We start from the raw sequence: 23,500 nt of genomic DNA on the forward strand, positions 1-23,500 counted from the left end.
CGGCCGGGCAGCAAAGCCGGCAACCAAGGGAAACCGTTCCGGCCCGGCGACTATTTCAGCGCCCTGTTAAGGGCTCCGCTCGCCTTTGGCCCTGTTGCGGTTTGCATACCGTCGCTTGGGCGCAGTGCGCTCTGCAGACGGCGTTTAGGTTTCTCGGCCGTGTCCGGGGAACAGGGCGCGACTGCAGACCTCCCGCGCCCCTGCACGGGTGGATCGCGTGCAGAGGCTGGGCTACTGCAGAGCAGCTTCGTGGCGCTTGTCAGTGTACGCCACGCACGGGGCCGCCGCGCCTAGCGCCTCGGCACTAGCGCCAGGCCGCCGACACCCGAGGCGAAGATCACGGCAAGGCCCAGCAGGGTCAGCGGTTCCGGCCAGTTGCCGAAGACGAGGAACCCGATCACGGTGGCGGCGATCAACTGGAAATAGATGAGGGGCGCCGAGACCGTCACCGGCGTCGTCCGGTTCACGACCACCAGCAGATAGTTGCCGAAGGCAGAGGCAAGCGAACTGACGATCACAAGCACCCAGACCCGCAGGTCGGTGCTTGCCGGAATGCTGGCAAGGCCCGCAGGCAGCAGCAGCACCGCCCCGATCAGCAGTTGCGAGCCGAGCAGGAAGGGCGGCGGATAGAAGGCGGTCAGCCAGCGCGTCGCGGCAAGATACGAGCCGTAGAGCGTGCCGGCCAGCACCGCGAAAATCATGCCGGTCCCCATCTCCCCGCCGGGCCGGACGACCAGCAGCACGCCGGCAAATCCCAGCGCCAGCATCACCGTGCGCGCCCAGGATACGCGCTCGCCCAGCAGCAGGGCCGACAGCACATAGGCCACGATCGGGCCGATGAAGAAGGCGCCGAAGACATTCGCGATGGGCTCGGTCCGAAGCGCGGTCAGGATCGAGGCGATGGCGCCGACGATCAGGGCCGCCCGCAGGATCAGCCGCCAGTCCAGCAGGCGCCCCAGGCCGGCCGGCCCCAGGCCCAGCATCCAGAACAGCAGCAGGGCCGCCAGCGCGAAGCGCGACCAGGCCACGAACAGCGGCTGCACCCCCGCCCCCGTCAGCAGCTTGCCGGCCGTGTCGCCGCAGACGATCGCCGTGGTGGCAAGGGCGACAAGGCCAAGAACCGTCAGGGGCGCAGGGGTCTGCATCGGCATTTCCTTCAGTCCGCATCGGCACGCTATCCGGCAGCGCGCAAGGCCGGATCTGAACCCCCCGCATCCCCGGCTGATGCAAGCCTGCCAAGTCCCGCAGATGCAGGGCGGGGCGGCAGGCCCACGGGCAGCGACCTGAGTTTGCAGGCAGGTTCAGAACATTGCCACGCCAGATACCGGGAAGAAAGGAAATGATGAAGCCTGCGCATCGGGACACGGCCATGAAGACGTGACATGCCGGGCCGCGCCCCGCCCGGTCCGCCGGTCGCGGCCGGATGGCAGCGGCGACGGTATCCGGGAAGACAGCAGGTGTTGATGTAGAGGGGCTGGACAGGCCGGAGCCGCCGACAAGGGGGCAAGGGGCCGGTCATAGGTGCCCTTGGGGGGCGAGCCCTCGCTCAGCCCGGTGTTGGCCTCCTACGCGATCACGATCCGTCCCGCCCTCACGCCAAGCTGCAGCACCTGCCACAGTTCAGCAGCGAGCCGGGGCGGACGACCGCCTTGGCCTGCCGCCACCGGAGCGGTATCCCATGCGGAAGCGCTCGGTGTCCTGCGGCCGGGTCAGGACGTGGCGCGGCCCCACGGTTGCGCGAAGCGCGTCAAGGAAGGCCGGACGGGATTCGACAGGCGCGGGGTCCGCCTTGAGTTCAGTCGGGGATCGCTGGGTCATGTTCGTGAGCTCCAGTCGGATCGGCGATGACGGGGCAGCCCGGACGCGGGATGGTCCGGGATGCGGATGACGGGCGGGACCGGCCGCAGCCGCCGATCATGAGGACATGCAGAAATCCGGGGCCGTGCGCGCCCCGGACATAGCTGCCCTCGATGTCGGTGGTGCCGCTGGGGCCGGTGATGAGGATGGCGTTGCGGGGCTGGGGCTGTCCCGCCATGCGCGCCGCATAGTCTTCGAGATGCGGCAGCAGGCTGCGTTCCTCGAGCACGACGATGTGGTGCAGCGGCAGGAAGGACAGCAGGATCGGCGCATCCGCCCCGGAGTGGATGACCAGCGACCCGGTCTCGGCGATGCCCCAGAGGGCAAGCCCCAGGGCGGCCGTCTGGTCAGGCGCGACGACGTCATGGGTGTCTATGTCCGTCCAGTCCAGAGCGGCGAGCGCCGGGGCCGGCTGCAGCGCCAGCGCCGGCGGCAGGCCATGTGTGTCCAGATAGCGTTTGACAGCCAAGGGGATCGCCGCCCTGTCGGGCAGATGGTCGAAACTCGTCCCGAGGGCCGAGGCTTTCCGCACAAACTCCGCCGCCAGCACCGCTTCGACAGGCCAGGGGCGGACGCTTTCGGGCGCATCCAGCAGGGCAGCGGCCTCGGCGGCGATGGCCTCGGCGGGCGGAAGGGGCGCCGGGCGGGCGGCGCGGATGGCGGCAAGGATGCGGTCGCGCGCGCTCATTTCCGCGCCTCCCGCCCCGTCTGCCCGGCCCACCCGGCCTGTCCGGCGCGATACTGTTCCATGAAGGTCCGCCCCGACGGGCGCGGCAGGTCGCGGTAGGCGGTCCAGCCGCCGGCCAGCGGCAGGCTGCCGATCCAGCCGCGGCGCCCGAACAGCCGCAGCGCCCGCACGCCGATGCGGCTGCCCAGGCGGTAAAGCCACGGCCGCCGCGCCACCATGGCCCAGAGGCCAAGGGCCGCGCGGACGGACCGGGGCTCCAGCCGCTCGCGCCAACTGCGCGTGCGCCAGGCCCGCAGCAGCGTGGGCAGGGGGATCTCGACCGGGCAGACCTCGGCGCAGCGGCCGTTCATGGTGCAGGCATGGGGCAGGTCGCGGGATTGCGCCAGCCCGTCCAGAACCGGCGTCAGCACCGCGCCCATGGGACCGGGATAGGTCCCGCCATAGGCGTGCCCGCCAATCTGGCGATAGACCACGCAATGGTTCATGCAGGCCCCGCAGCGGATGCAGCGCAGCATGGGGCGGAACTCGTCGGCCAGCATCCGCGTGCGGCCGTTGTCCACCAGGACGATGTGCATCTCCTCGGGGCCGTCGGCGTCGCCGGGGCGTTTCGGGCCGCAGTGGAAGGTGGTGTACTGCGTCATCTCGCCACCCGTGGCCGACCGCACCAGCAGCCGCAGCAGCGCGAAGGCGTGGGCGGTGGATGGCACCAGCTTCTCGATCCCCGCCGTCACGATGTGGATGCGGGGCGGCGTGGTGGTCAGCTCGGCGTTGCCCTCGTTGGTGACGGTGCAGGTGGCGCCGGTGTCCGCGACCAGGAAGTTCGCCCCCGAGATGCCCACGTCCGCGCCCAGGAACTTGGCCCGCAGCTCGCGCCGGGCGCTTTGCACCATGGTTGCCGGATCATCGGCGGCGGGCGGCGGATGATGGGCTTCCTTGAACAGGATGGCCACCTGCTCGCGGGTGCGGTGCATGGCGGGCCACACGATATGCGACGGCCGTTCGCCCGCGAGCTGGATGATGTGCTCGGCCAGGTCCGTCTCGACCCGCTCGATCCCGGCGTCGGCCAGCGCATGCGGCAGGCCGATCTCTTCGCCCAGCATGGATTTCGCGCGGGTGACAAGCTTCGCGTCCGCCTCAAGGCAGATGCGGGTGATGATGGCGCGGGCCTCGGCGTCATCACTGGCCCAGTGGACGGTCGCGCCCGCGGCGGTGGCGTTCCGTTCGAACATCTCGAGATAGTGGTCGAGATGGGCGATGACATGGTCCTTGATGGCGCGGCCCCGTGCGCGGGCGGCCTGAAACTCGGGAAAGGCGGCGACCGCGACGGCGCGCTTGCGCTCGGCGTTGCCGGTGGTCCGGTCGATGGCGATCTTCAGGACCGCGTTCTTCAGTTCGGCGTCGGCGCGTTCCTTGAAGCCTTGCTGCGGGGCGTTCATGCTCAGCCCTCCTCGCCGATGGCGGGGCCGCCCGCGCGGCCCGCGACAACCTCGATGGTGTGGAAGCAGCGGGTCTTCGCGCCGCGCCGGTGCAGCTTGCCCGCCATGTTCATCAGGCAGCCGAGGTCGCCCGACAGCAGCAGGTCGGCCCCGGTGCGCTCGACCGCCTCGGCCTTTTCGGTGACGATGGCGTTCGAGATCGAGGAATATTTCACGCAGAAGGTGCCGCCGAAGCCGCAGCAGACGTCGTTGCCCTCAAGTCCGCGCATCTCGAGCCCCTCGACCGAGGCGAGAAGCGCGCGCGGCTGCGCGGCGATGCCGAGTTCGCGCAGGCCCGCGCAGCTGTCATGATAGGTCGCCGTCGCGTCAAGACGGCGGCCCTGGGGGCGGTAGCCCATGACATCTACCAGGAAGCTGGTGATCTCGTGGGTCCGGGCGGCAAAGTCGCGGGCGCGGGCGGCCCATTCCGGGTCGCCCGCCAGCAGTTCGGGATAGGCGTGCACCATGGTCCCCGCGCAGGACCCCGAGGGCAGCACGACATAGTCATGGCCCTCGAAGGCGGCGATGGTCCGGCGCGCAAGGTCCGCCGCGTCCTTGTCATCGCCGCTGTTCAACGCCGGCTGGCCGCAGCAGGTCTGGGCCTGCGGCACCTCGACCCGGCAGCCCGCTTCCTCCAGCAGCTGGATGGCCGCAAAGCCGATCCCGGGCCGGATGGCATCGACAAGGCAGGTCACGAACAGGCCGACGCGGGGATTGGGCTTTGCGGGCATTTCACCTACCTCAGCTTCGGACGGCGACGGGGTTGGACGCGCGCCCCCGGTTCCGCGACATGACAAGCAGCACGGCCGAACCCCAGATCACGGCGGCGATCCACCACATGTTGAATCCCCCGGCCAGCAGCGCAAGCCCGATGAACCCGCCCTGGACGATGTAGTAGGTCATCGGGATCAGGGTCATGCGGATGATCTCGCCCTCGCGGTTGACGAGGCCCACCGTGGCCGAGGCGGCGACCACGTTGTGCACGCAGATCATGTTGCCCGCGGCCCCCCCGATGGCCTGCAGCGCCACCACGGTGCCCGCGCCCGCCGCGCCCAGGCCGATCTGCTCGGCGGTCGAGAACTGGAACAGCGAGAACATCATGTTGCTGACCGTGTTCGACCCGGCGACGAAGGCGCCCATCGACCCGATCAGCGGCGCGAACATGGGCCAGGCCTGGCCCACCGCGGACGACACGCCCTCGGCCAGGACGATCGGCATGCTGGCCAGGCTGTCCGAGGCCGAGTTGATGAACACCTGCACCATCGGCACCGCCAGCAGCAGCGCGGGCGCGGCGGCGATCATGGTCGAACCCGAGGACCGCAGCGCCCGGCCATAGTCCCGCCCGCTCATCCCATGCAGGAAGAAGGTGAAGATCGACGCAAGGATCAGCACCGTGCCGGGCAGATACAGAACCTGCACCCGCGCGTTGATGCCCGAGCTGAACAGGTTGTCCAGCGCCAGCGTCACCTCGGGCGAGGTGAGCCATGCCTTGACCGGTCCGACCGCGCGGGTCAGCACCAAGAGCGCCACGACCAGCAGATAGGGCGCCCATGCCTTCAGCAGCGGCATCACCGGACGGCTGGCGTGGTGATCCTCAAGGTCGTCCAGCTTGCCAACCCAGGCGTCGTCCCATTGGGTGCGGGGCGGGAAGTCGAAGACCTCCTTCGGCATCAGGAAGCCCGCCCGCGCCGCCGGAACGACGATCAGCAGGCCGATGATGCCGCCCAGAAGCGACGGGAACTCCGGCCCCAGGATGTTGGCGATGATCCAGTAGGGGATGGTGAAGGCGAGGCCCGCGAACAGCGCGAATTTCCAGATGCGGAAGCCTTCGATGAACGAGCGGTTGGATCCGAAGAATCGCGTCAGCATCCCGACCAGCATCAGCGGGATCAGGAAGCCCACGAGGCCGTGGATGGTGGCGACCTTGACGGCGATCTCCAGCAGATAGTCGCTGTAGGCCATCGGCGCGATGGTCGACTCGACGATCTCCTGGCCGCCGAGGCCGGTGTTGACGCCGACGAGGATCGGCGTGCCGACCGCGCCGAAGGACACCGGCGTGCTTTGAATGATCAGCGTCACGAGAACCGCGGCCATGGCGGGAAAGCCGATCGCGACCAGCAGCGGGGCGGCGATGGCCGCGGGCGTGCCAAAGCCGGACGCGCCTTCGATCAGCGATCCGAACAGCCAGGCGATGATGATGGCCTGCACGCGCCGGTCGGGAGAGATGCTGGTGAAGCCGCTGCGGATGGATCGGATCCCGCCGCTTTCCTCAAGCGTGAACAGCAGCAGGATCGCGCCGAAGATGATGTAGAGCAGGCTGATCGCGGTGATGGCCCCGTTGGCGGTGGCCCCCAGAACCTTGTTCAGGTCGGTGCCCCAAACCAGAAGGGCCGTTGCCGCCGTAACAAGGTAGGCCACGAACATCGAAAGCTTGGCCGAGCGTTCCAGCACCACCAGCAGCAGGAACACCGTGGCGATGGGCAGCAGGGCCAGGATGAATATCAGGAAACCAGTCATCTTTCCTCCTCGGATCACGGGGACAGCCCCGCCGTCTTGTTGCTCCAGTGGTCCCCGGCGCGACCTCCCGTGCCGGGCTTTCAGAAAACCGGGATACGGGCGCGCCCGGCTCAGTGCCGCTTCTTCGGCGGGATCAGGTCGGTGATCGTGCCCTCGAACATCTCCGCGGCGAAGTTGACCGTCTCGCTCAGCGTCGGGTGGGGGTGGATGGTATGGCCCAGGTCCACCGCGTCGGCGCCCATCTCGATCGCCAGCACCACCTCGGCGATCAGGTCGCCCGCGTTCGGCCCGACGATGCACGCGCCGATCACCCGATCGTCGGCCTCGTCGAAGATGACCTTGGTGATGCCTTCCGACCGGCCCAAGGACAGCGACCGGCCCGAGGCCGCCCAGGGGAACACCCCCTTGCCGATCTTGCGGCCCTCCGCCTTGGCGGAGGTCTCGGTCACGCCGACCCAGGCGACCTCGGGGTCGGTGTAGGCGACCGAGGGGATCACGCGGGCGTCGAAATGGCGGTTTTGCCCCGCCGCGACCTCGGCCGCGACCTTGCCCTCGTGCACCGCCTTGTGCGCCAGCATCGGCTGACCCACGACGTCGCCGATGGCGAAGATGTGCGGCACGTTCGTGCGCTGCTGGCTGTCCACGGCGATGAAGCCGCGCTCATCGACTGCGACGCCCGCCGCCTCGGCCCCGATCAGCTTGCCATTAGGGCGACGCCCGACCGCGACCAGAAGGCGGTCGAACGTGTCGATCGTGGTCGCGCCCTTCTCGTCCTCGAAGGTGACGGTCAGGCCATCGTCGCCCGCCTTCACGTCCGTGACCCTGGTCTTCAGCAGGATCTTTTCATACCGTCCCTCGATGCGTTTGTGCAGGGGCTTGACGATGTCCTTGTCGGCGCCGGGGATGATCTGGTCCATCAGCTCGACCACCGTGATGCGGGTACCGAGCGCGTCATAGACGCAGGCCATCTCCAGCCCGATGATGCCGCCGCCCAGCACCAGCATCCGTTCGGGGATGCCGTCCAGTTCCAGCGCCCCGGTGGAATCAATCACGCGGGGGTCGTCATGCGGGATGAAGGGCAGCGTCACGGGTTCCGACCCGGCGGCGATGATGCACTGGTCGAAGCTGACCGATGTTTTCGCCCCGTCCCGTTCGACCTCGATCATGTTCGGGCCGGTGAAGCGGCCGTAGCCCGTCACCACCTGCACCTTGCGGCCCTTGGCCAACCCGGACAGGCCGCCGGTCAGTTGCTTGACAACCGAGTCCTTCCAGCCGCGCAGCTTGTCGAGGTCCACCACGGGCGTGTCAAAGGCGATGCCGTGGCCGGCCATCTCTTCGGCCTCGGTGATGACCTTGGCGGCGTGCAGCAGCGCCTTGGAGGGAATGCAGCCGACGTTGAGGCAGACGCCACCGAGGCTTGGATTCCTTTCGATCAGAACGACCTTCTTGCCGAGGTCGGCGGCCCGGAAGGCGGCGGTATAGCCGCCGGGGCCCGAGCCGAGCACCACGACCTCGGCATGGACGTCGCCCCGCGCGGACGCGGGAACCACCGCCGGGGCGGGCTGCGGCGCGGCCGGGGCGTCAGTCGGACCGCCGCGCCCGCCATAGCCGCTGTCCCTGTTGCGCGGCTCCACCTCGCCCGTGCCCGCGCCCTTATCTGCGCCTGCGGCCTCCAGCGTCAGGATCAGCGATCCCTCCGACACCTTGTCGCCTTCCTTGACGGCGATGGCCGTGACCCGCCCCGCGGCGGGCGAGGGCACCTCCATCGTCGCCTTGTCGGATTCAAGCTCGATCAGCGGGGCTTCCTGCGCCACCTCATCGCCCACGGCCACGAGGATGCTGATGACCGGCACGTCCTTGAAATCGCCAATATCGGGAACCTTGACTTCCATGACGTCGCCCTCCCTTACAGCATGATCCGGCGCACATCGCCGAGCAGGTGCCGCAGCGTCGCGGCAAAGCGGGCGGCCAGCGCGCCGTCCACCGCGCGATGGTCGTAGCTCAGCGACATCGGCAGCATGTTGCGCGCCACGAACTGCTCGCCATCCCAGACTGGCGCCATCCGCGAGCGCGTCAGCCCCAGGATCGCCACCTCGGGCGCGTTGACGATCGGCGTGAAGGACGTGCCGCCGATGCCCCCCAGGGACGAGATGGTGAAGGTCGCGCCCTGCATGTCCTGCGACTTTAGCTCGCCCGCGCGGGCCTTGGCGCTCAGCTCTCCCAGTTCCTTGGAGATCTCGATGATCCCCTTACGGTCGGCGTCCTTGATGACCGGCACGACCAGGCCGTTTGGCGTGTCGGCGGCAAAGCCGATGTTGTAGTAGGACTTGCGGATCAGTTTGTCGCCGTCGGGATGGATCGACGAGTTGAACTCCCAGTGTTTCCGCAGGGCCGAGACGCTGGCCTTGATGACGAAGGACAAAAGCGTGACGCGGTATCCGTCCTTCTTCGCCTCGTCGTCCAGCTCCTTGCGGTAGCGGTCGATCTCGGTGATGTCGGCGTCCTCGTTGTGGGTGACGTGGGGGACGTTCAGCCAGGACCGGTGCAGCGCGGGGCCGGACAGCTTCTTGATGCGCGGCATCTCGACGTCCTCGACGGGGCCGAACTTCGAGAAGTCCACCACCGGGATCGGCGGGATGCCCATGCCGCCCTGCGCGGGGGCCGCCGCCACGGGGGCGGCGCTGGCCTTCAGCGCGGCGGCCACGTCCTCGCGCAGGATGCGGCCCTTGCGGCCGCTGCCGTTGATCCTGCCGAGGTCGACCCCCAACTGGCGGGCGAAGGCGCGCACCGAGGGCGAGGCATGGGCCTTGCCGAAACCGCTGTCGGTGATAGCGCCCCCCGCCGGGGCTGCCGCGACCGGGGCCGCAGCAGACCCCGCCGCCGGGGCGGGCCGGTCCGGGATGTTCTGCTTGGGCGCGTCCTGCGCCGGGGCGTCAGCGGCCGTCACTCCTTCGGCCTCGACGGTCAGGATCAGCGCGCCTTCGGACACCCTGTCGCCCACGTTGACCGAAATCGCGGCGATCCGGCCTGCGACGGGGCTTGGCACCTCCATCGTCGCCTTGTCGGATTCGAGCTCGATCAGCGGGTCCTCGACGGCGATGCTGTCGCCGACATTCACGAGGATGCCGATGATCGGGACATCCTTGAAGTCGCCGATGTCGGGAACGTTCACTTCGATTGCCATGTGGTTCCTCCTCGTTCACGATCAGACCAGCCGGGGGTTGGGCTTGCCGCCGTCGATGTCGTATCTGCTCAGTGCGTCCCGCAGCGTGGCCTCGTCGATCGCCCCCTCGCGGAACAGATCGACCATCGCCGCCGCCGCGATGTGGTTGGCGTCCACCTCGAAGAAGCGGCGCAGGTTCACGCGGCTGTCCGAGCGGCCAAAGCCGTCCGTCCCCAGCACCGTGTAGCGGCCCGGCACGAAGGCGCGGATCTGTTCGGCATAGTTCTTCATGTAGTCGGTGGCGGCGATGAATGGGCCCTTCGCCCCTGACAGCGCCTGCGTGACATAGGGCACGCGCGGCGCCTCAAGCGGGTTGAGCCGGTTCCACCGCGCCGCGTCCTGGCCGTCGCGGGCCAGTTCGTTGAAGCTGGTGGCCGACCAGATGTCGGCAGTGACGCCGAAATCGGCTTCCAGCATGTCGGCGGCCTTGATCGCCTGCACCAGGATGGTGCCCGAGCCCATCAGGTTCACGTGCCGCTCTGCCGGCTGGGCGGCCTCGCGGAAGCGGTAGAGGCCGCGGATGATGCCGTCCTCGACGCCGTCGGGCATGTCGGGGTGGCTGTAGTTCTCGTTCATCAGGGTCAGGTAGAAATACACATCCTCCTGATCCTGGAACATCCGCGTGAGACCGTGATGGACGATGACCGCCACCTCGTGCTGGAAGGTCGGGTCGTAGCTGATGCAGTTGGGGATGGTGCCGGCCAGGATGTGGCTGTGGCCGTCCTCGTGCTGCAGCCCCTCGCCGTTCAGGGTCGTGCGGCCCGCCGTGCCCCCCAGCATGAAGCCGCGGGCGCGGCTGTCGCCGGCGGCCCAGGCAAGATCGCCCACCCGCTGGAAGCCGAACATCGAATAGTAGATGAAGAAGGGGATCATCGGCACGCCGTGGTTGGAATAGGACGTGGCCGCCGCGATCCAGTCGGCCATGGCGCCGGCCTCGTTGATGCCTTCCTGCAGCACCTGTCCGTCCACCGCCTCGCGGTAGTAGGACATCTGCTCACGGTCCTCGGGCGTGTAGAGCTGCCCTTCGGGGTTGTAGATCCCGATCGAGCGGAACAGCCCCTCCATCCCGAAGGTGCGGCTTTCGTCCGGCACGATCGGCACGACATGCTTGCCCAGGTTCTTGTCGCGGATCAGCGTGGTCAGTATCCGCACGAACGCCATGGTGGTCGAGATCTCGCGCTCGCCTGTGCCGGTCAGCTGCGCCTGGAACGCCTCCAACGGGGGGATCTCCAGCTTCGGCGCCTGCGAGCTGCGCTTGGGGAAGTCCCCGCCAAGGGCCTTGCGGCGGTCGGCCAGATAGGCCTTCTGCGCGGTGTTCAGCGCGACGAACGGCGCCTTGGGCAGATCCTCGTCCGAGACCGGGATCCTGAAGCGGTCGCGGAAGGCGCGCAACTGCTCCTCGGCCATCTTCTTCTGCTGGTGGGTGATGTTCTGGCCCTCGCCGGCCGAACCCATGCCATAGCCCTTGATGGTCTTGATCAGCAGGCAGGTCGGCTGGTTCTTCGTCTCGATGGCCTTGCGGAAGGCCGTGTAGACCTTTTCGGGGTCGTGGCCGCCGCGGCTCAGCGCCCAGATCTGGTCGTCGGTCCAGTCCTCGACCAGCGCCGCGGTTTCGGGGTACTTGCCGAAGAAATGCTTGCGGATGTAGGCGCCGTCCTTCGACTTGAAGGTCTGGTAGTCGCCATCCACGGTCTCGTCCATCAGTTGCCGCAGACGGCCGGCGGTGTCCCTCTCCAGCAGCTGGTCCCAGCCCTTGCCCCAGAGCAGCTTGATGACGTTCCAGCCGGCGCCCCGGAAATCGCCCTCCAGCTCCTGCACGATCTTGCCATTGCCGCGGACCGGCCCGTCCAGCCGCTGCAGGTTGCAGTTGATGACGAAGATCAGGTTGTCCAGCTTCTCGCGCGAGGCGAGGTCGATGGCGCCGCGGCTTTCGGGCTCGTCCATCTCGCCGTCGCCGAGAAAGCACCAGACCTTGCGGTCGGCCATGTCGATCAGGCCCCGGTTGTGCATGTATTTCATGAACCGCGCCTGATAGATCGCCATAAGCGGCCCGAGACCCATCGAGACGGTCGGGAACTGCCAGTAGTCCGGCATCAGCCAGGGATGCGGATAGGACGAAAGCCCGCCCCCGCCCACCTCGGAGCGGAAGTTCAGCAACTGCTCCTCGGTAATCCGGCCTTCCATGAAGGACCGCGCGTAGATGCCGGGGATCACATGGCCCTGGAAGAACACCAGGTCACCCCCGTGAATCTCCGACTGCGCGCGCCAGAAGTGGTTGAGGCCCACGTCATACATCACCGCCGACGAGGCGTAGGAGGCGATGTGCCCGCCGTACTCGCTGGATTCTTTGTTGCGCCGCACGACGGTCGCCATGGCGTTCCAGCGGTTGATGGTGCGGATGCGCCATTCCATCTCAAGATCGCCGGGGAACTCGTGCTGGTCGTCCACCGGGATCGTGTTCTGATAGGGCGTGGTTGCCGAGAAGGGCAGGTTGGCACCGGCCGCGCGGGCCTGCTGCACCGCCTTGTCCAGCAGGAAATGCGCGCGGTTCGCGCCGTCACGCTCGATCACGTCGGCGATGGCGTCCTGCCATTCCTGCGATTCGACGGGGTCGATGTCAGAAGCCTGATCTTTCATCATGTTTCCCTTGGCTGAAGCACTATCGGAGGTATGCGAAGGTTGGCGTAGGCGGGGACAAGGCGCGCCTTGCAGGGGACGCAGCGGCGGTCGATCCCTGAAGGGCGCCCTGAGATGTCAGAGCGGCCAGGGCGATGACGGTTCCGGCCATTCTGCGCCGTCCTCTCACCCAGACATGGCCTCCAACGATTTCCGAGGGGTCCGTCCTGTTGATCTGCGCCTCGCCCGCCTGGGAAACGCGGAGGCGGCGACCGGATCATGGCAACGGCGCGATCGGTCAGGCCTCGCCCAGCAGGCGGTACGCTCCGGGGTCGCGTGAGGCTGGACTCTGGACTTACGCAGGCCCGGCCCCTGAAGCCGTGCCCTGGCAAGGCGCAAGTGTCTTGCTCGGTATGATCGGCATCCTCTCGCTCCCCCTGACCGCCCCTCCCGGCGGGCGACAACGATCTGTCGCAAGAGGTTAATAATATTGTCCTCTACAGGCGGTCAATATTTTTCTTTACCACAAGAGGAGGCTGAGCAAGATTCTAGGGCGACCACGCCGTAGGAAGAGGCATGGGCCGCAAAAGGTGGTTCCGATAAAATTCGTAATTACAGATACTTGCTCAACTGTTAGAATGCCTTGAAACCAGTCCCTCCAAGGTAAACATTATTACTGACTGCCTGCGCCGAGCAGCCGAGGAGTGCCGACCATGATCGCAGTGGATGTCTTTGAACCCATCGACCACGAATCGGTGGTCCAGATGGTTGTGGACAAGATCGAGACGATGATCGTTGACGGGGTGCTGAAGGGCGGCGCCCGCCTGCCGTCCGAACGCGAGATGGCCGACGCCTTCCACGTCTCGCGCCCGAAGCTGCGCGAGGCCCTGCAGGTTCTTGAAAGCCGCAATCTCGTTACGGTCCGCCACGGCGACGGTACCTATATCGCCGAACTTACCGGGCGAGCGATGTCGCCCGCGATGCTGGCCCTTTATGCCCGCCATGGCGAGGCGTTCCACGATTATCTGGAATATCGCCGCGAGCAGGAGGCATTTGCGACCCGCCTTGCCGCCCAACGCGCGACCGCGGCCGACAAGGAACGCCTGGCCGCGATTCGGGACGAGCTTCAGGCCGCCTGGGACGCCCAGGACCGCGAGGCCGAGCAGGAGGCCGATTTCCGGCTGCACAGCGCGGTCGTGGACGCCAGCCACAACACGACGCTGATCCACATGATGGCCTCGGTCTTCGACCTAACCAGGCGGGGCATCTTCTACAACCGCGACCTGCTGCGCAGCATCGACGGCACCGGCCGCAAGCTGCTGGACCAGCACCTCGAAATCATCGCGGCGATCGAGGCGGGCGACGCCGCCCTGGCCGACAAGGCTGCCCGCGATCACCTGGATTTCGTCGAGCAGTCGATCCGCCTTGGCCGGGAACTGCAACGCCGCGAACGCCGTGCCCGGATGCGGCTCAACTCGGCGGAGTGACGGGAGGGGAAGCGGCTAGTGGCACGGTGACGGCGCCGAAATGGGACACAGGCCGCAGAAGCGTGCCAGGATCGGTATGATCGGCAGAACCTGGCATTGATGATGGTCTGGGCAGCCTTCATCAATGCTGGTCTTGCCCCCGTTTCGCCGGACATTCAGGCGGTTGCGGTTTGAGCTGCGATGAACTCGCGGGGTGAGCGCATCTTCAGCCCTGAGTGCGGGTGGTGTTCGTTGTCGTCGTTGATCCAGGCTCCGATCAATTCGGGAACGGTCCGTGCATCGGGCAGCGGCGTTACCTGGACGTAGTCGCGCTTCAGCGTCTTCACGAAGGCCTCCGAGATGCCGTTGCTCTGCGGGCTTCGCACCGGGGTGAAGCAGGGCTTCAGGCCGAGCTGGCGGGCGAAGATCTGCGTATCCCTCGCGATGTAAGGTGAACTGATGCGGTGGATGCCCCCACCCAACGACATCTCTTATGCCATGATGGTTTCATCGGAACCGAAGGGAGGGCACATCGATGACGACACCGATCAACATGCTGGCAATCGACTTGGCGAAGGGCAGTTTTCAGGTATGCGCAATAGGATTGGATGGGGCGGTTCTATATAACCGTGTTCTGTCGCGCACCCGGCTGGTGTCGCTGCTGGCTGAGCAGAAATCCTGTATCGTGGCGATGGAGGCCTGCGCCACGTCACACTACTGGGGCCGGATGGCGGAATCCCATGGTCATGAGGTGCGTCTGGTGCCGGCGGTGTATGTGAAGCCATTTGTCAAACGCCAGAAAAACGACAAAGCGGACGCTGAAGCCATCGCGGAGGCGGCCTCTCGCCCGACCATGCGGTTCGTTTCCGTGAAAAGCGCTGAAACCCAAGGACGGGCAGTAGCCTTTCGGACGCACCAGTGTCTGGTCAGGCAGCGCACACAGCTCATCAATGCGCTGCGAGGGCATCTGGCCGAGTTCGGGCTGGTGGCACCGAAAGGTCCGGCGAGCCTGAAGGTGCTCGAGACCGCGCTGGCCGACGAGAACAGCGTCCTGCCTGGGCAGGTTCGGGAGATGGGAGCGATTTATCTCGATCAGATTGCGACGTTGACGGAAGTGATCGTGCGTTTGGCGAATGAGCTTGAGGCAGCGTCGAAGACGGACGATCAACTACGTCGACTCTGCACGATCCCGGGGATCGGGCCTATCACCGCGGGCGCCGTCGCTGCGTTTGCGCCAGATCTCGACACCTTCGACAGCGGGCGCAACTTTGCCGCTTGGCTTGGTTTGGTGCCACGACAGAGGTCCACTGGCGGCAAGACCAAGTTGGGTTCGGTCAGCAAGATGGGTCAGACCGACATCCGCCGCCTGCTAATTGTGGGCGCCATGAGCGTGATACGCTGGGTCGTCCGCAAGGGTGGCAGCGCGAACCGCTGGCTGGCAATGCTGGTGATGCGCAAGCCAAGGATGGTCGCGGCCGTTGCGCTGGCAAACAAAATGGCCCGGATGATCTGGGCGCTGACGACAAAGGAGCAGGATTACAGAATGGCGTGACCCGAGCCCACGAAGGGCAACGGCACGACATGGCCGCAAGGCCGGGGTGAGCGATCGACGAGGAGTAGGCGACACGGACTTCGAAGTTCAAGGCAGGAAGATTCAGACCCGGGGCTCGAGCGCTTGCAGCTCTCTGAACCGATGTGAACCCAGCCTTCCGAACAGCATACCGGCCCGTGGCGTCATGAAGGCCACGTTCAGAGGCCTGACACACGTCCGATCGAAGACCCGGCCGACAAATCGAAGATTATGCTTGCCAAACAGGGGGCATCCACACACGCCCCATCCAATCCTATTGCGCATACCTGAAAACTGCCCTTCGCCAAGTCGATTGCCAGCATGTTGATCGGTGTCGTCATCGATGTGCCCTCCCTTCGGTTCCGATGAAACCATCATGGCATAAGAGATGTCGTTGGGTGGGGGCATCCACCGCATCAGTTCACAGCGTCTTGCGCCATGGTCTTGTCGGCTTCCTCGATAGCCCTGAGGGTGTCCGGGACTGACTGCTCATCGTTCATGGTCATGCCGTGATCTTTTCCATGAGGGGGGCCGCTGGGATGACGGCGCTTAACCGCCCGGCGGCTGGTCCGGTTCCTCGATCAAAAATCAGCCGCCGGGCGGTCGGCAGCGCTCGGAGGAAGTTTCCGCAGCAGAACCAAGCCTTAAGAGCGAGAGCAAGCGTGTGGCAGGCATGCCGATATCGGATTCATCTGTCTGCGCGGTGGAACTGCGACGGCTTTGCAGCCTTTTCCTCTCCAGGCGTAAAGGACCTCTCAGATCATGGACCGTGTCGGACGATATGCCCTGGTGGCGGACGATGAGCCGTTGCTCCGGATGGATGCTGAGGCGATCCTCACCGAAGCGGGGTTTCAGGTGCTAACCGCTGCCGGAGCCGATGAGGCCCTGGAGATCCTGCTCCGCCGCGGCCCGGACATTGAGCTGCTCTTGACCGATGTCCAGATGCCGCCGGGGACGATGACCGGCTACGACCTGGCCCGGCACTGCGCCCATGACATGCCGGACATCGCGATCCTGGTCGCTTCTGGCGCGCAACCGCCCGAGCCCAATACCCTGCCTGAAGGTGCCCTGTTCCTTGATAAGCCCTTCAGTCCTGAACAGGTCCTGCGATGTCTATCCCAGCTACTTCCCGACCGCTGACTGCGACTGCCAGCATGATGGCCTCGCCAGAGGCCGGGTTTTTTCCCTGATCCCGCTCGTCCTTGGAAGGAACCCTGTCCGCGGGACAGCGCCTAGCTCGTCTCAGCTCCTGCCGACACCGTGAACTGGGCTCCCTGGGCGGTATTGATCGTCTCGACCGTGGCATCCAACTGGCTGCTCAGCGACACGATCAGGCGCATGCCGAGGCCTGCCTGGCTCCTCATGTCAAAGCCCTCGGGCAACCCGCGACCCTGGTCTGCTACGACAAGCGTGAAGCCTTCCTTGTCCTGGCCTGGTCCGAAGTGAACCTGGATCGGGACGGGCTCGTCTCCGCGCCGTGCATGCTTCAGGGCATTGGTGAGAAGTTCGCTCGCAATCAGGCCAAGCGGCAGCGCCTGGTCGATGGGCAGGAGCATCGTCGTCGCCTCGACGGTGATCTGCGCCTTTGCCGATCCCAGTGAGGTTGCAATATCTTCTGTCAGACGCTGCAGGTATCCCCCGAATTCGACTGTATCCATGTTCGCCGAGCGGTAAAGCTGCTCGTGGATACGGGCCACGCTCAAAACGCGGGTCGAAGCCTCGGCCAGGGCGTCCTTTGCCTCTTGCGACGAGACGGCCCGCTCCTGCATGCGCAGCAGCCCCCCGACCATCGACAGGCTGTTCTTGATGCGGTGGTCGATCTCCCGGGATAGAAGATCCTTGTCGGCCAGGGCACGCCGCAGTCGCTCTTCCGCCACGACATGGGTGGTGACATCCTGCACGATGCCGACCAGACGCACGGGGCGCCCTTCGGCAAAGGTCGTCCGTCCGTAGGCAGCAACCCAACGGGTGTCTTTGTCCGAACGGCGCAGGACGCGATACTGGGCCGCAGAGCGTCCATCGCCCCGCGGATCGAGCGCTTGATCAAGCGCGGCCTGCATCGCGGCTTTGTCCTCGGGATGTATGCCCTCCGCGAAGGTCGCAAAGCTGACTGGCTCCTCGGCCCCAATGCCCCAGATGTCGCGGATGCGCCCGTCCCAGTCGATTGTGCCGGTGACCAGGTCATGGTCGAAAAGCCCGAGCGCCGCTGCATCGACGGCGATGCTGAGACGCTCCTCGCTCTGGGCCACGGCCTGCTCTGCAAGCTTGCGCTCGTGGATATCCTCGGTTGCGCCATACCACATGGCAATCCCGCCCCGCGCATCCCGCCAGGGATGGGCATGGCTGCGCATCCAGCGATAATCGCCATTCGCCATGCGGACGCGATATTCGATGTCAAAGGCCGTGCCCATCTCGATGGCGTCCCTCCAGGCCGAAAGGGAGGCAGAGCGATCATCGGGATGGATCGCTTCAAGCCAACCCTCTCCTTCCGCGTCCTGAAGCGTCAGGCCTGTCCGGTTGAGCCATCGCTCGTTGAACTCGACGATCCGGCCCTCCGCATCGGCCGCCCAGGGGATCTGCGGGTTGAGTTCGACCGCGCGCCGCAGATGGGCTTCCCGCTGGGCCAGTTCGCTGCCAAGTTCCTCGATCCTGCTGCGTGCTGCTTCCTTGTCGATGGCCACGCCGAGAGTGTTGGCGAGCGCCTGCAGAAAATGGATGTCATGCGGATTGAACGCGCCAGGGTCGCGGCTATCAGCCTCGAGAACCCCGAACGGCACGCCTTCGCCCTGGATGATCACGTTGACCGCGCGCTTGACCCCGTGGTCCGCCATCAGCTTCGGGGTGCGGAAACGCTTTTCTTCTGAGAGATGGTTGGAAATCACCGGCTCGCCTGTCTTGAAGGCGTAGCCTGCGGGGCTTTCCAGATCGGCTCCGATACGGGCATGTCCGACCAACCCGGGCCTCCAGCCGATCCCCGCGCGCAGAAGAAGAGCATTCTCCATGGGCAAGGGTTCGAGCACCTTTGCAAAGCCCACTTCAAGCCCGTCCGCTGCAATGCGACAGGCTTCATCCAGGATGGCTTGCAGCGTATCGTTCTTGAGCGCGAAGCGGCCGAATTCGGCGATCAGCGCCTGTTGGGCCAGACGCCGTTCAAGTTCAGGAACAGGCGGGTTGGAGGAGCCGTCGGCCGGGGTCTCTGCGATCATGACCGTTCCAATATCAACGAGAGAATACGGGGAACAAGAAGAGAACCCCGTATCCGCGTCAAGGGGTTTTCACAAGACGTCCTGTGTCATGAGACTGCCTGGTCCGCATGGGTCGTGTTCGGCAGCGAACAGGGTCGGCGCGGGAGTGCCCTCTTCTCGTGCTTGCCCGCAGGAGACGTCGCCTCGGGGGGCGTATCGGACAGGACCTTCAGATGGATGGAGACCAACCGCCGAGTGATAAGGCTACCGGCGCGACACACAGAGATGGCAAGTCGCCAACGCCTTGGAACCCGGCTTCAAGATGCGCATTTCGCTGCAACGGAATTTCAGAGAAACCGGCATGGCAGAGCCTGTAGGCGGCTCTAAGGGAAAGTTCAGAGGGCGTCCAGAACTTCCGCAGGCAAAGCAGCAAGGGCAAGGCGGCGATAGACCTGCGCTTCCGTCTGCCCGAACGTGCGGGCGATGGTCGGCACGTCAGCGCCGGATTCTTTCATCCGGCCATAGGCCCGGATTTCATCGGCAGGGTCCAAGTCCTCGCGGGCCGAGTTTTCGGCGCTAGCCCATGCACGGGCCGTCTCGGTGTCGAACGTGATCTGCACCGGAATTTGCGCAAGGGTGGGCTGGCGCTCGACCACGGCGGGGTCGCGCTCGATGGCGCGGGCAATCGCCCGCAGGCGACGGCCACCCGCAACAATGCCGATCTTACCTGTCTCGGCATCGGCCAGCCCGGATAGGTTTTGCACCAGACCGATCATGGCAAGGCTGTTTGCCAGCAGGTCAATCCCTTCCGGCTCGGCGTCCTGACGCGGGTTCAGGTCGGACAGGTGAAGCTGATCCAAGGGGAAATACTGGATCACGGCGGGGGCGATTTTCTCGCGTTTTATGCTATGTTCCTTGTTAGCGACGACTGTTTTGTGTTATGGGTGTCCCGCCCCTATGGGGCGAGGCGAGGGGTCTTAAATGATCCCGTGCTGGTTCAGGAAGCGGCGGCCGATGCCATTCTGATCGCCCTTCCTGATAAGCGCCCATGCTTCCGCGAGGCGCGTTTCAAAGATTGCTCTGCTCATAAACTCACCCCCTTTCCGGTTGATGTTTCGGGAAGCATCGGCCCGCCCGGAGCGAAGCGGGCCGATCTCGGGCGCGATCAGCGTTCCATGGGGAACATGATCGTCACGACGCGGTGGGTTTTCGACGGATCGGCAGGGGCCAGCGATCCGCCTTCGCAATCGGCGTCATAAAGGCCGATTTCCCAATAAAGGCGCTCACCTTCCACATCGAGGGTGCCGAATGAATGGTTCAGATAAGGCTCGGTAAAATCGCTGAAATTCCCGTCCATCGCGCAGGCGACAACTGCGTTGCGGACGAAAGCAATGCCCTTCTCGGCCACGCCGGGCGTCACGACGATGCGGCCATTCAACTCGGGGGCGACGGTGACTGTCGCCAACTGGATCAGGGCGGCTCCTGCGTCAAGGGCCAGGTCAAGCCGTTCTTGGCAAAGACGGGGCGCGACAAGCGCCAGCGCCGCGCGATAGCGATCATTCTGCCGCGCGATGGTCAGCGCCACAGTGGAGGGAAAATCGCGGCTTCCGCCCATCGCCCCGCATTTCGGGCAACGGCGCGGCTGATACTCGGCCGGGAACTCATGTGCGCAGGCCGCACAGGTATAGGTGATAAGATCGAGCATGGCTCAACTCCTTCTAGCGACTGATCGGGCCGGTTATCCGGTTCCCGCAGGGCCGGGGTTTTCCCCGTTTCCCTATCATTTGTATATACGACACGCAGCGGATAGGCAAGAGGTTTCGAGCCGGGAATGCCGATTTTATTTCGGCATTTCAACATGATATGTGGTTGAAATCGCTTGACGCGCCCGCCGCCAGACCCTCATTTTCCCCAGCCAATATCCCGACCGCGACACCCGCGTTTCGCCGGCGATCTCGCCCGGCCTGGCCGCCAGCGCCAGCAGCGCCAGCAGCTCGTCCCGACGAAGATGATGGGGCGCCTACCGCTCAACGCGGCGCGCGGGCGGCGTTCGGCTTGTCCGAATCCCCCCGCGCCTGGATGCAGCGGCCCGGCAGGGCCGCGATCCGCAAAAAAGCAGCCCCGGCACCGCTTGCCGGGGCTTCCGATCTTGCCTTAGGCCGCGCCCGCGGCCCCTTGCCGGATTTGTCCAGTCTGGACGCGCCAGCGGCCAGACCTTGCAGGGCATGAGCGAGACGCCAAGGATCGAGCGAATGCCCTGTGGGCAATGTCCGGCCTCGCGTCATGCGGGCGTCACCCGACAGGGCCGAGACGGGCAGGGCAGGGCGACCAGGACCGGCAGGGGAATGGCCGGCTCGGGTAGAGACGGACAGGCACCGGCCGCAGCCGGTCGCATCGCCCTGTCTGGCTCGGGCGGAGGCCGGCAAAGCCGACCGGAGCTAGAACGCGGTGCCCGCCTTGGCGGGCAGACGCCCATGGGCGAAAAACAATGCTTGCCTGACGTTAGGCGTGAATGTGGCCTTGCCAACAGTCGCTTCGCTTGCAAACTTTCATGTTACTGTACCCGCCTGCAAGGCTTGTCTGGCGGATGGGCCGGACGCGCCGAATAAGCCAAAAGCTTCTAACCAACTGTTTTGTAACGTAAAAGTTTGCATGATGAGCAAAGTCCTGCTCATCCAAAGCAATGACACGCAACTCCGAAAGCCATTAGGCGTTCCGATTAAGACGAAGTTTATGCATATCTTGCAAAGAGTTAAAGAGATGCGCCACATATACGCTATTAGTCTCGCCTCCATAATAACCGCGTCTTGCGGTGCAGCAGAAATGTCATCCATCCAAACAGGTGGCGATGACATTAATTTCCATCCCCCGCTATACACAACACCGGCCCCAAAGGAGATAACCTTTAGCAGTTGCGATGAATCCGCGCTCGATTTGAGAAAATTAATAGCGGCCTCATCAGGTGAATCTAATAAAGTAAGTTGCAGTCAGAAATTCCCTGACTCAAGACTAATTGCCCGTGTTGGACCTACCGCCCATTGTGAAGTCAACTACTGTCCTACTTTCCTGTTAGATCCCCCACTTGCGGACAGAACCATACTAGGAACAGCATTGCCAGATACAAAAGGCAGCTTTCCTCATGTAGCCGCTTCCGAGGCAGGAAGCAAAAACTTCTACAACCTGAAAGCGATGGAGGAAATCGCACCGGACTCTCGTTCGCCTAAATTTGGCGGAGTTGTTGAAACAGACTGGAACTACCTAGTAGATTTTAAAGGATACGGGCGTCAAGTTGTTACCGTATCTCCAGTCGGAATATCGCGTTTTAGCATATCCACCATTGAAATCACTCCTTCAGAGTAAAGAGGAAAACATGCCGTTCACCTACTCCAAAGGCGATCTTGATGCGCAACCTTGGTATGCGGGCTATGCTTCAGCATCAAGTGACATCCCCGAGCGATATACTGACTTCACAGCTCCTACAGACGCCCAAGCGCAACTAGCGGCTAGCATCATCGAAGGTTTTTCTTCGTATCAACAAGGGATGTGGGTTCAGCCGGGACTTTTCAATGGAAGCTCTATTACTTTTTTCTCCTATAATGATAGACCGGGTTTTCAAGCCACCGGCGCAATCAATTTGGGAAGCGAAACAAGAGCTGGCACGGTCGGAAAAATATGGATCGGGATTGAGAACGATACATATGCTCAAGATCGAGCTACGATAGCCGGTAGACTATTTCATGAGTTGCTTCACTCCAATACTCGGATTGATGCTGAAGCTACGCGCATAATGAATAATTCATTTTCAGAGTATACAGGATATTAGGCCACTTCAGTCAGAAGTGCTGTCGAGCACTACATGACTCTGTTGCGCAATTCGGCTGACGGTCGAGGTTCCCCTATCCCCGGACAGACTTATCGCACGACCTCAGTGACAGGTATGCCGAGCGCGGTGTAGCCATTCAGGACGGCTATGCGGATCTGGAGTTCAGCGACCTGACGGTCGAAGTCCCGGGCCATGAGGCGCTGCCCCAGCAGTTTCACACAGTGCATCTTCGTTTCGACGCGGCTTCGGCGGTGATAACCGCTCCAGTTTCGCCAGAGCGCCCGACCGAGATACTTCGACGCCCGTAAGGCTTCGTTTCGTGCGACCGCTCCGAGGGTGTTCGGCTTCCATGGCTTTGCGTTCTTGCGCGGTGGGATGACGGCGGCAGCGCCGCGATCCGCAATGGCATCATGGCACTTGCGCGTGTCATAGGCGCCGTCTGCGGTGACGCTACCGATCTCCTGTTCGGGTGGGATCTGATCGAGCAATTCCGGCAGCATGGGCGCGTCGCCGATGCCACTGCTGGTAAACTCAACGGCTCGGATCTCCAGCGTTTGCTCGTCGATCCCGAGGTGGATTTTGCGCCAGACCCGCCGTTTGGAACCGCCATGCTTGCGCGCATTCCACTCGCCTTCACCCTCGACCTTGATGCCGGTGCTGTCGATCAGCAGGTGCAAAGGCCCCTTCGAGCCGCGATACGGAATGTTCACGGCCAAGGTCTTCTGGCGGCGGGACAGCGTGCTGAAGTCGGGCACTGCCCAGTCCAAGCCGATCAGCTTCAGCAGGCTCTCGACAAACCCGGTCGTCTGCCGAAGCGCCATGCCGAACAAGACCTTCATTGAAAGGCACGTCTGGATGGCGGCGTCACTGTAGGTTTGCTGGCGACCACGACGGCCTGTCGGCGCGGCATCCCAGGTCATCTCAGGGTCAAGCCAGATCGTCAGCGAGCCCCGGCGCTTGAGCGCTTCATTGTAGGCCGGCCAGTTCATGGTCTGGTAGGTCGGGGGTGTGGGTCTGATCATGACGCCCAGCTACCATACTGGATTCACGAGAGGAATCCCTGCAGGGATTTGCGCAACA

At 64.6% G+C, this 23,500-nt stretch carries 17 protein-coding genes and 1 pseudogene; 5 read left to right on the forward strand and 13 right to left on the reverse strand.

From position 1 onward, the window contains the following. Positions 1–290: 290 nt before the first annotated feature. The 8 genes from BU28_RS0114190 to aceE all read right to left on the reverse strand — a co-directional run bounded on the left by BU28_RS0114190 (position 291) and on the right by aceE (position 12,397). A complete protein-coding gene (locus BU28_RS0114190; RefSeq protein WP_028720073.1) occupies positions 291–1,145 on the reverse strand; it encodes a DMT family transporter in 855 nt (284 codons plus the stop codon). A 650-nt stretch (positions 1,146–1,795) separates the two neighbouring features. Continuing rightward, a complete protein-coding gene (locus BU28_RS23105; RefSeq protein ID WP_081791395.1) occupies positions 1,796–2,545 on the reverse strand; it encodes a LutC/YkgG family protein in 750 nt (249 codons plus the stop codon). After that, positions 2,542–3,981: a lactate utilization protein B gene (locus BU28_RS23110; RefSeq protein WP_051578209.1), complete on the reverse strand. Its 1,440-nt coding sequence runs from the start codon at positions 3,979–3,981 to the stop codon at positions 2,542–2,544. Before BU28_RS23110 ends, BU28_RS23105 begins: the two co-directional genes overlap by 4 nt. A gap of 2 nt (positions 3,982–3,983) precedes the next feature. Further along, complete coding sequence (locus BU28_RS0114205; RefSeq protein ID WP_028720074.1) at positions 3,984–4,751, reverse strand: (Fe-S)-binding protein; 768 nt, start codon at positions 4,749–4,751, stop codon at positions 3,984–3,986. A 10-nt stretch (positions 4,752–4,761) separates the two neighbouring features. Further along, positions 4,762–6,537, reverse strand: a complete 1,776-nt coding sequence (locus BU28_RS0114210; RefSeq protein WP_028720075.1) for an L-lactate permease — start codon at positions 6,535–6,537, stop codon at positions 4,762–4,764. Between the two features lie 110 nt (positions 6,538–6,647). Next, positions 6,648–8,429: a dihydrolipoyl dehydrogenase gene (gene lpdA / locus BU28_RS0114215; RefSeq protein WP_028720076.1), complete on the reverse strand. Its 1,782-nt coding sequence runs from the start codon at positions 8,427–8,429 to the stop codon at positions 6,648–6,650. Between the two features lie 14 nt (positions 8,430–8,443). Then, positions 8,444–9,721 carry a dihydrolipoyllysine-residue acetyltransferase gene (aceF, locus tag BU28_RS0114220; protein WP_028720077.1) on the reverse strand — a complete coding sequence of 426 codons (1,278 nt, stop codon included), beginning with the start codon at positions 9,719–9,721 and terminating at the stop codon, positions 8,444–8,446. Between the two features lie 21 nt (positions 9,722–9,742). After that, positions 9,743–12,397, reverse strand: a complete 2,655-nt coding sequence (aceE, locus tag BU28_RS0114225; protein ID WP_028720078.1) for a pyruvate dehydrogenase (acetyl-transferring), homodimeric type — start codon at positions 12,395–12,397, stop codon at positions 9,743–9,745. Positions 12,398–13,089: 692 nt separating this feature from the next. On the opposite strand from aceE, the gene BU28_RS23115 reads away from it, so the two are divergent. Beyond that, the gene (locus BU28_RS23115) at positions 13,090–13,863 is read left to right on the forward strand and encodes a FadR/GntR family transcriptional regulator (RefSeq protein WP_036762986.1); all 774 of its coding nucleotides are present in this window, start codon (positions 13,090–13,092) and stop codon (positions 13,861–13,863) included. A 155-nt stretch (positions 13,864–14,018) separates the two neighbouring features. On the opposite strand, the pseudogene BU28_RS23120 reads toward BU28_RS23115, so the two are convergent. Further along, positions 14,019–14,297, reverse strand: a pseudogene (locus BU28_RS23120) (integrase core domain-containing protein); the annotation flags it as partial. Between the two features lie 80 nt (positions 14,298–14,377). On the opposite strand from BU28_RS23120, the gene BU28_RS0114240 reads away from it, so the two are divergent. Beyond that, positions 14,378–15,394 (forward strand): IS110 family RNA-guided transposase, encoded by a 1,017-nt coding sequence (locus BU28_RS0114240; RefSeq protein WP_028720079.1) that lies wholly within the window; start codon positions 14,378–14,380, stop codon positions 15,392–15,394. Positions 15,395–16,174: 780 nt separating this feature from the next. After that, positions 16,175–16,552 carry a response regulator gene (locus BU28_RS0114250; RefSeq protein ID WP_036762987.1) on the forward strand — a complete coding sequence of 126 codons (378 nt, stop codon included), beginning with the start codon at positions 16,175–16,177 and terminating at the stop codon, positions 16,550–16,552. A 92-nt stretch (positions 16,553–16,644) separates the two neighbouring features. On the opposite strand, the gene BU28_RS24240 is transcribed toward BU28_RS0114250, so the two are convergent. The 3 genes from BU28_RS24240 to BU28_RS24245 form a co-directional block, all read right to left on the reverse strand. After that, on the reverse strand, positions 16,645–18,618 hold the full coding sequence (locus tag BU28_RS24240; protein ID WP_051578210.1) for a PAS domain-containing protein: 1,974 nt from the start codon (positions 18,616–18,618) through the stop codon (positions 16,645–16,647). A gap of 374 nt (positions 18,619–18,992) precedes the next feature. Continuing rightward, positions 18,993–19,475, reverse strand: a complete 483-nt coding sequence (locus BU28_RS0114260) for a ParB/RepB/Spo0J family partition protein (protein WP_028720081.1) — start codon at positions 19,473–19,475, stop codon at positions 18,993–18,995. A 287-nt stretch (positions 19,476–19,762) separates the two neighbouring features. Continuing rightward, complete coding sequence (locus tag BU28_RS24245; RefSeq protein WP_051578211.1) at positions 19,763–20,302, reverse strand: DUF3768 domain-containing protein; 540 nt, start codon at positions 20,300–20,302, stop codon at positions 19,763–19,765. Between the two features lie 752 nt (positions 20,303–21,054). On the opposite strand from BU28_RS24245, the gene BU28_RS25510 reads away from it, so the two are divergent. Together BU28_RS25510 and BU28_RS25515 are read left to right on the forward strand one after the other, a co-directional pair. Beyond that, positions 21,055–21,957 (forward strand): hypothetical protein, encoded by a 903-nt coding sequence (locus tag BU28_RS25510; protein ID WP_143809852.1) that lies wholly within the window; start codon positions 21,055–21,057, stop codon positions 21,955–21,957. Positions 21,958–21,967: 10 nt separating this feature from the next. Continuing rightward, positions 21,968–22,420: a hypothetical protein gene (locus BU28_RS25515; protein WP_143809850.1), complete on the forward strand. Its 453-nt coding sequence runs from the start codon at positions 21,968–21,970 to the stop codon at positions 22,418–22,420. Between the two features lie 89 nt (positions 22,421–22,509). On the opposite strand, the gene BU28_RS0114275 is transcribed toward BU28_RS25515, so the two are convergent. Beyond that, positions 22,510–23,442 carry an IS5 family transposase gene (locus BU28_RS0114275; RefSeq protein ID WP_028720082.1) on the reverse strand — a complete coding sequence of 311 codons (933 nt, stop codon included), beginning with the start codon at positions 23,440–23,442 and terminating at the stop codon, positions 22,510–22,512. Between the last annotated feature and the right edge of the window lie 58 nt (positions 23,443–23,500).

This window comes from Paracoccus yeei ATCC BAA-599 (assembly GCF_000622145.1).
GTDB classification, from domain to species: domain Bacteria; phylum Pseudomonadota; class Alphaproteobacteria; order Rhodobacterales; family Rhodobacteraceae; genus Paracoccus; species Paracoccus yeei.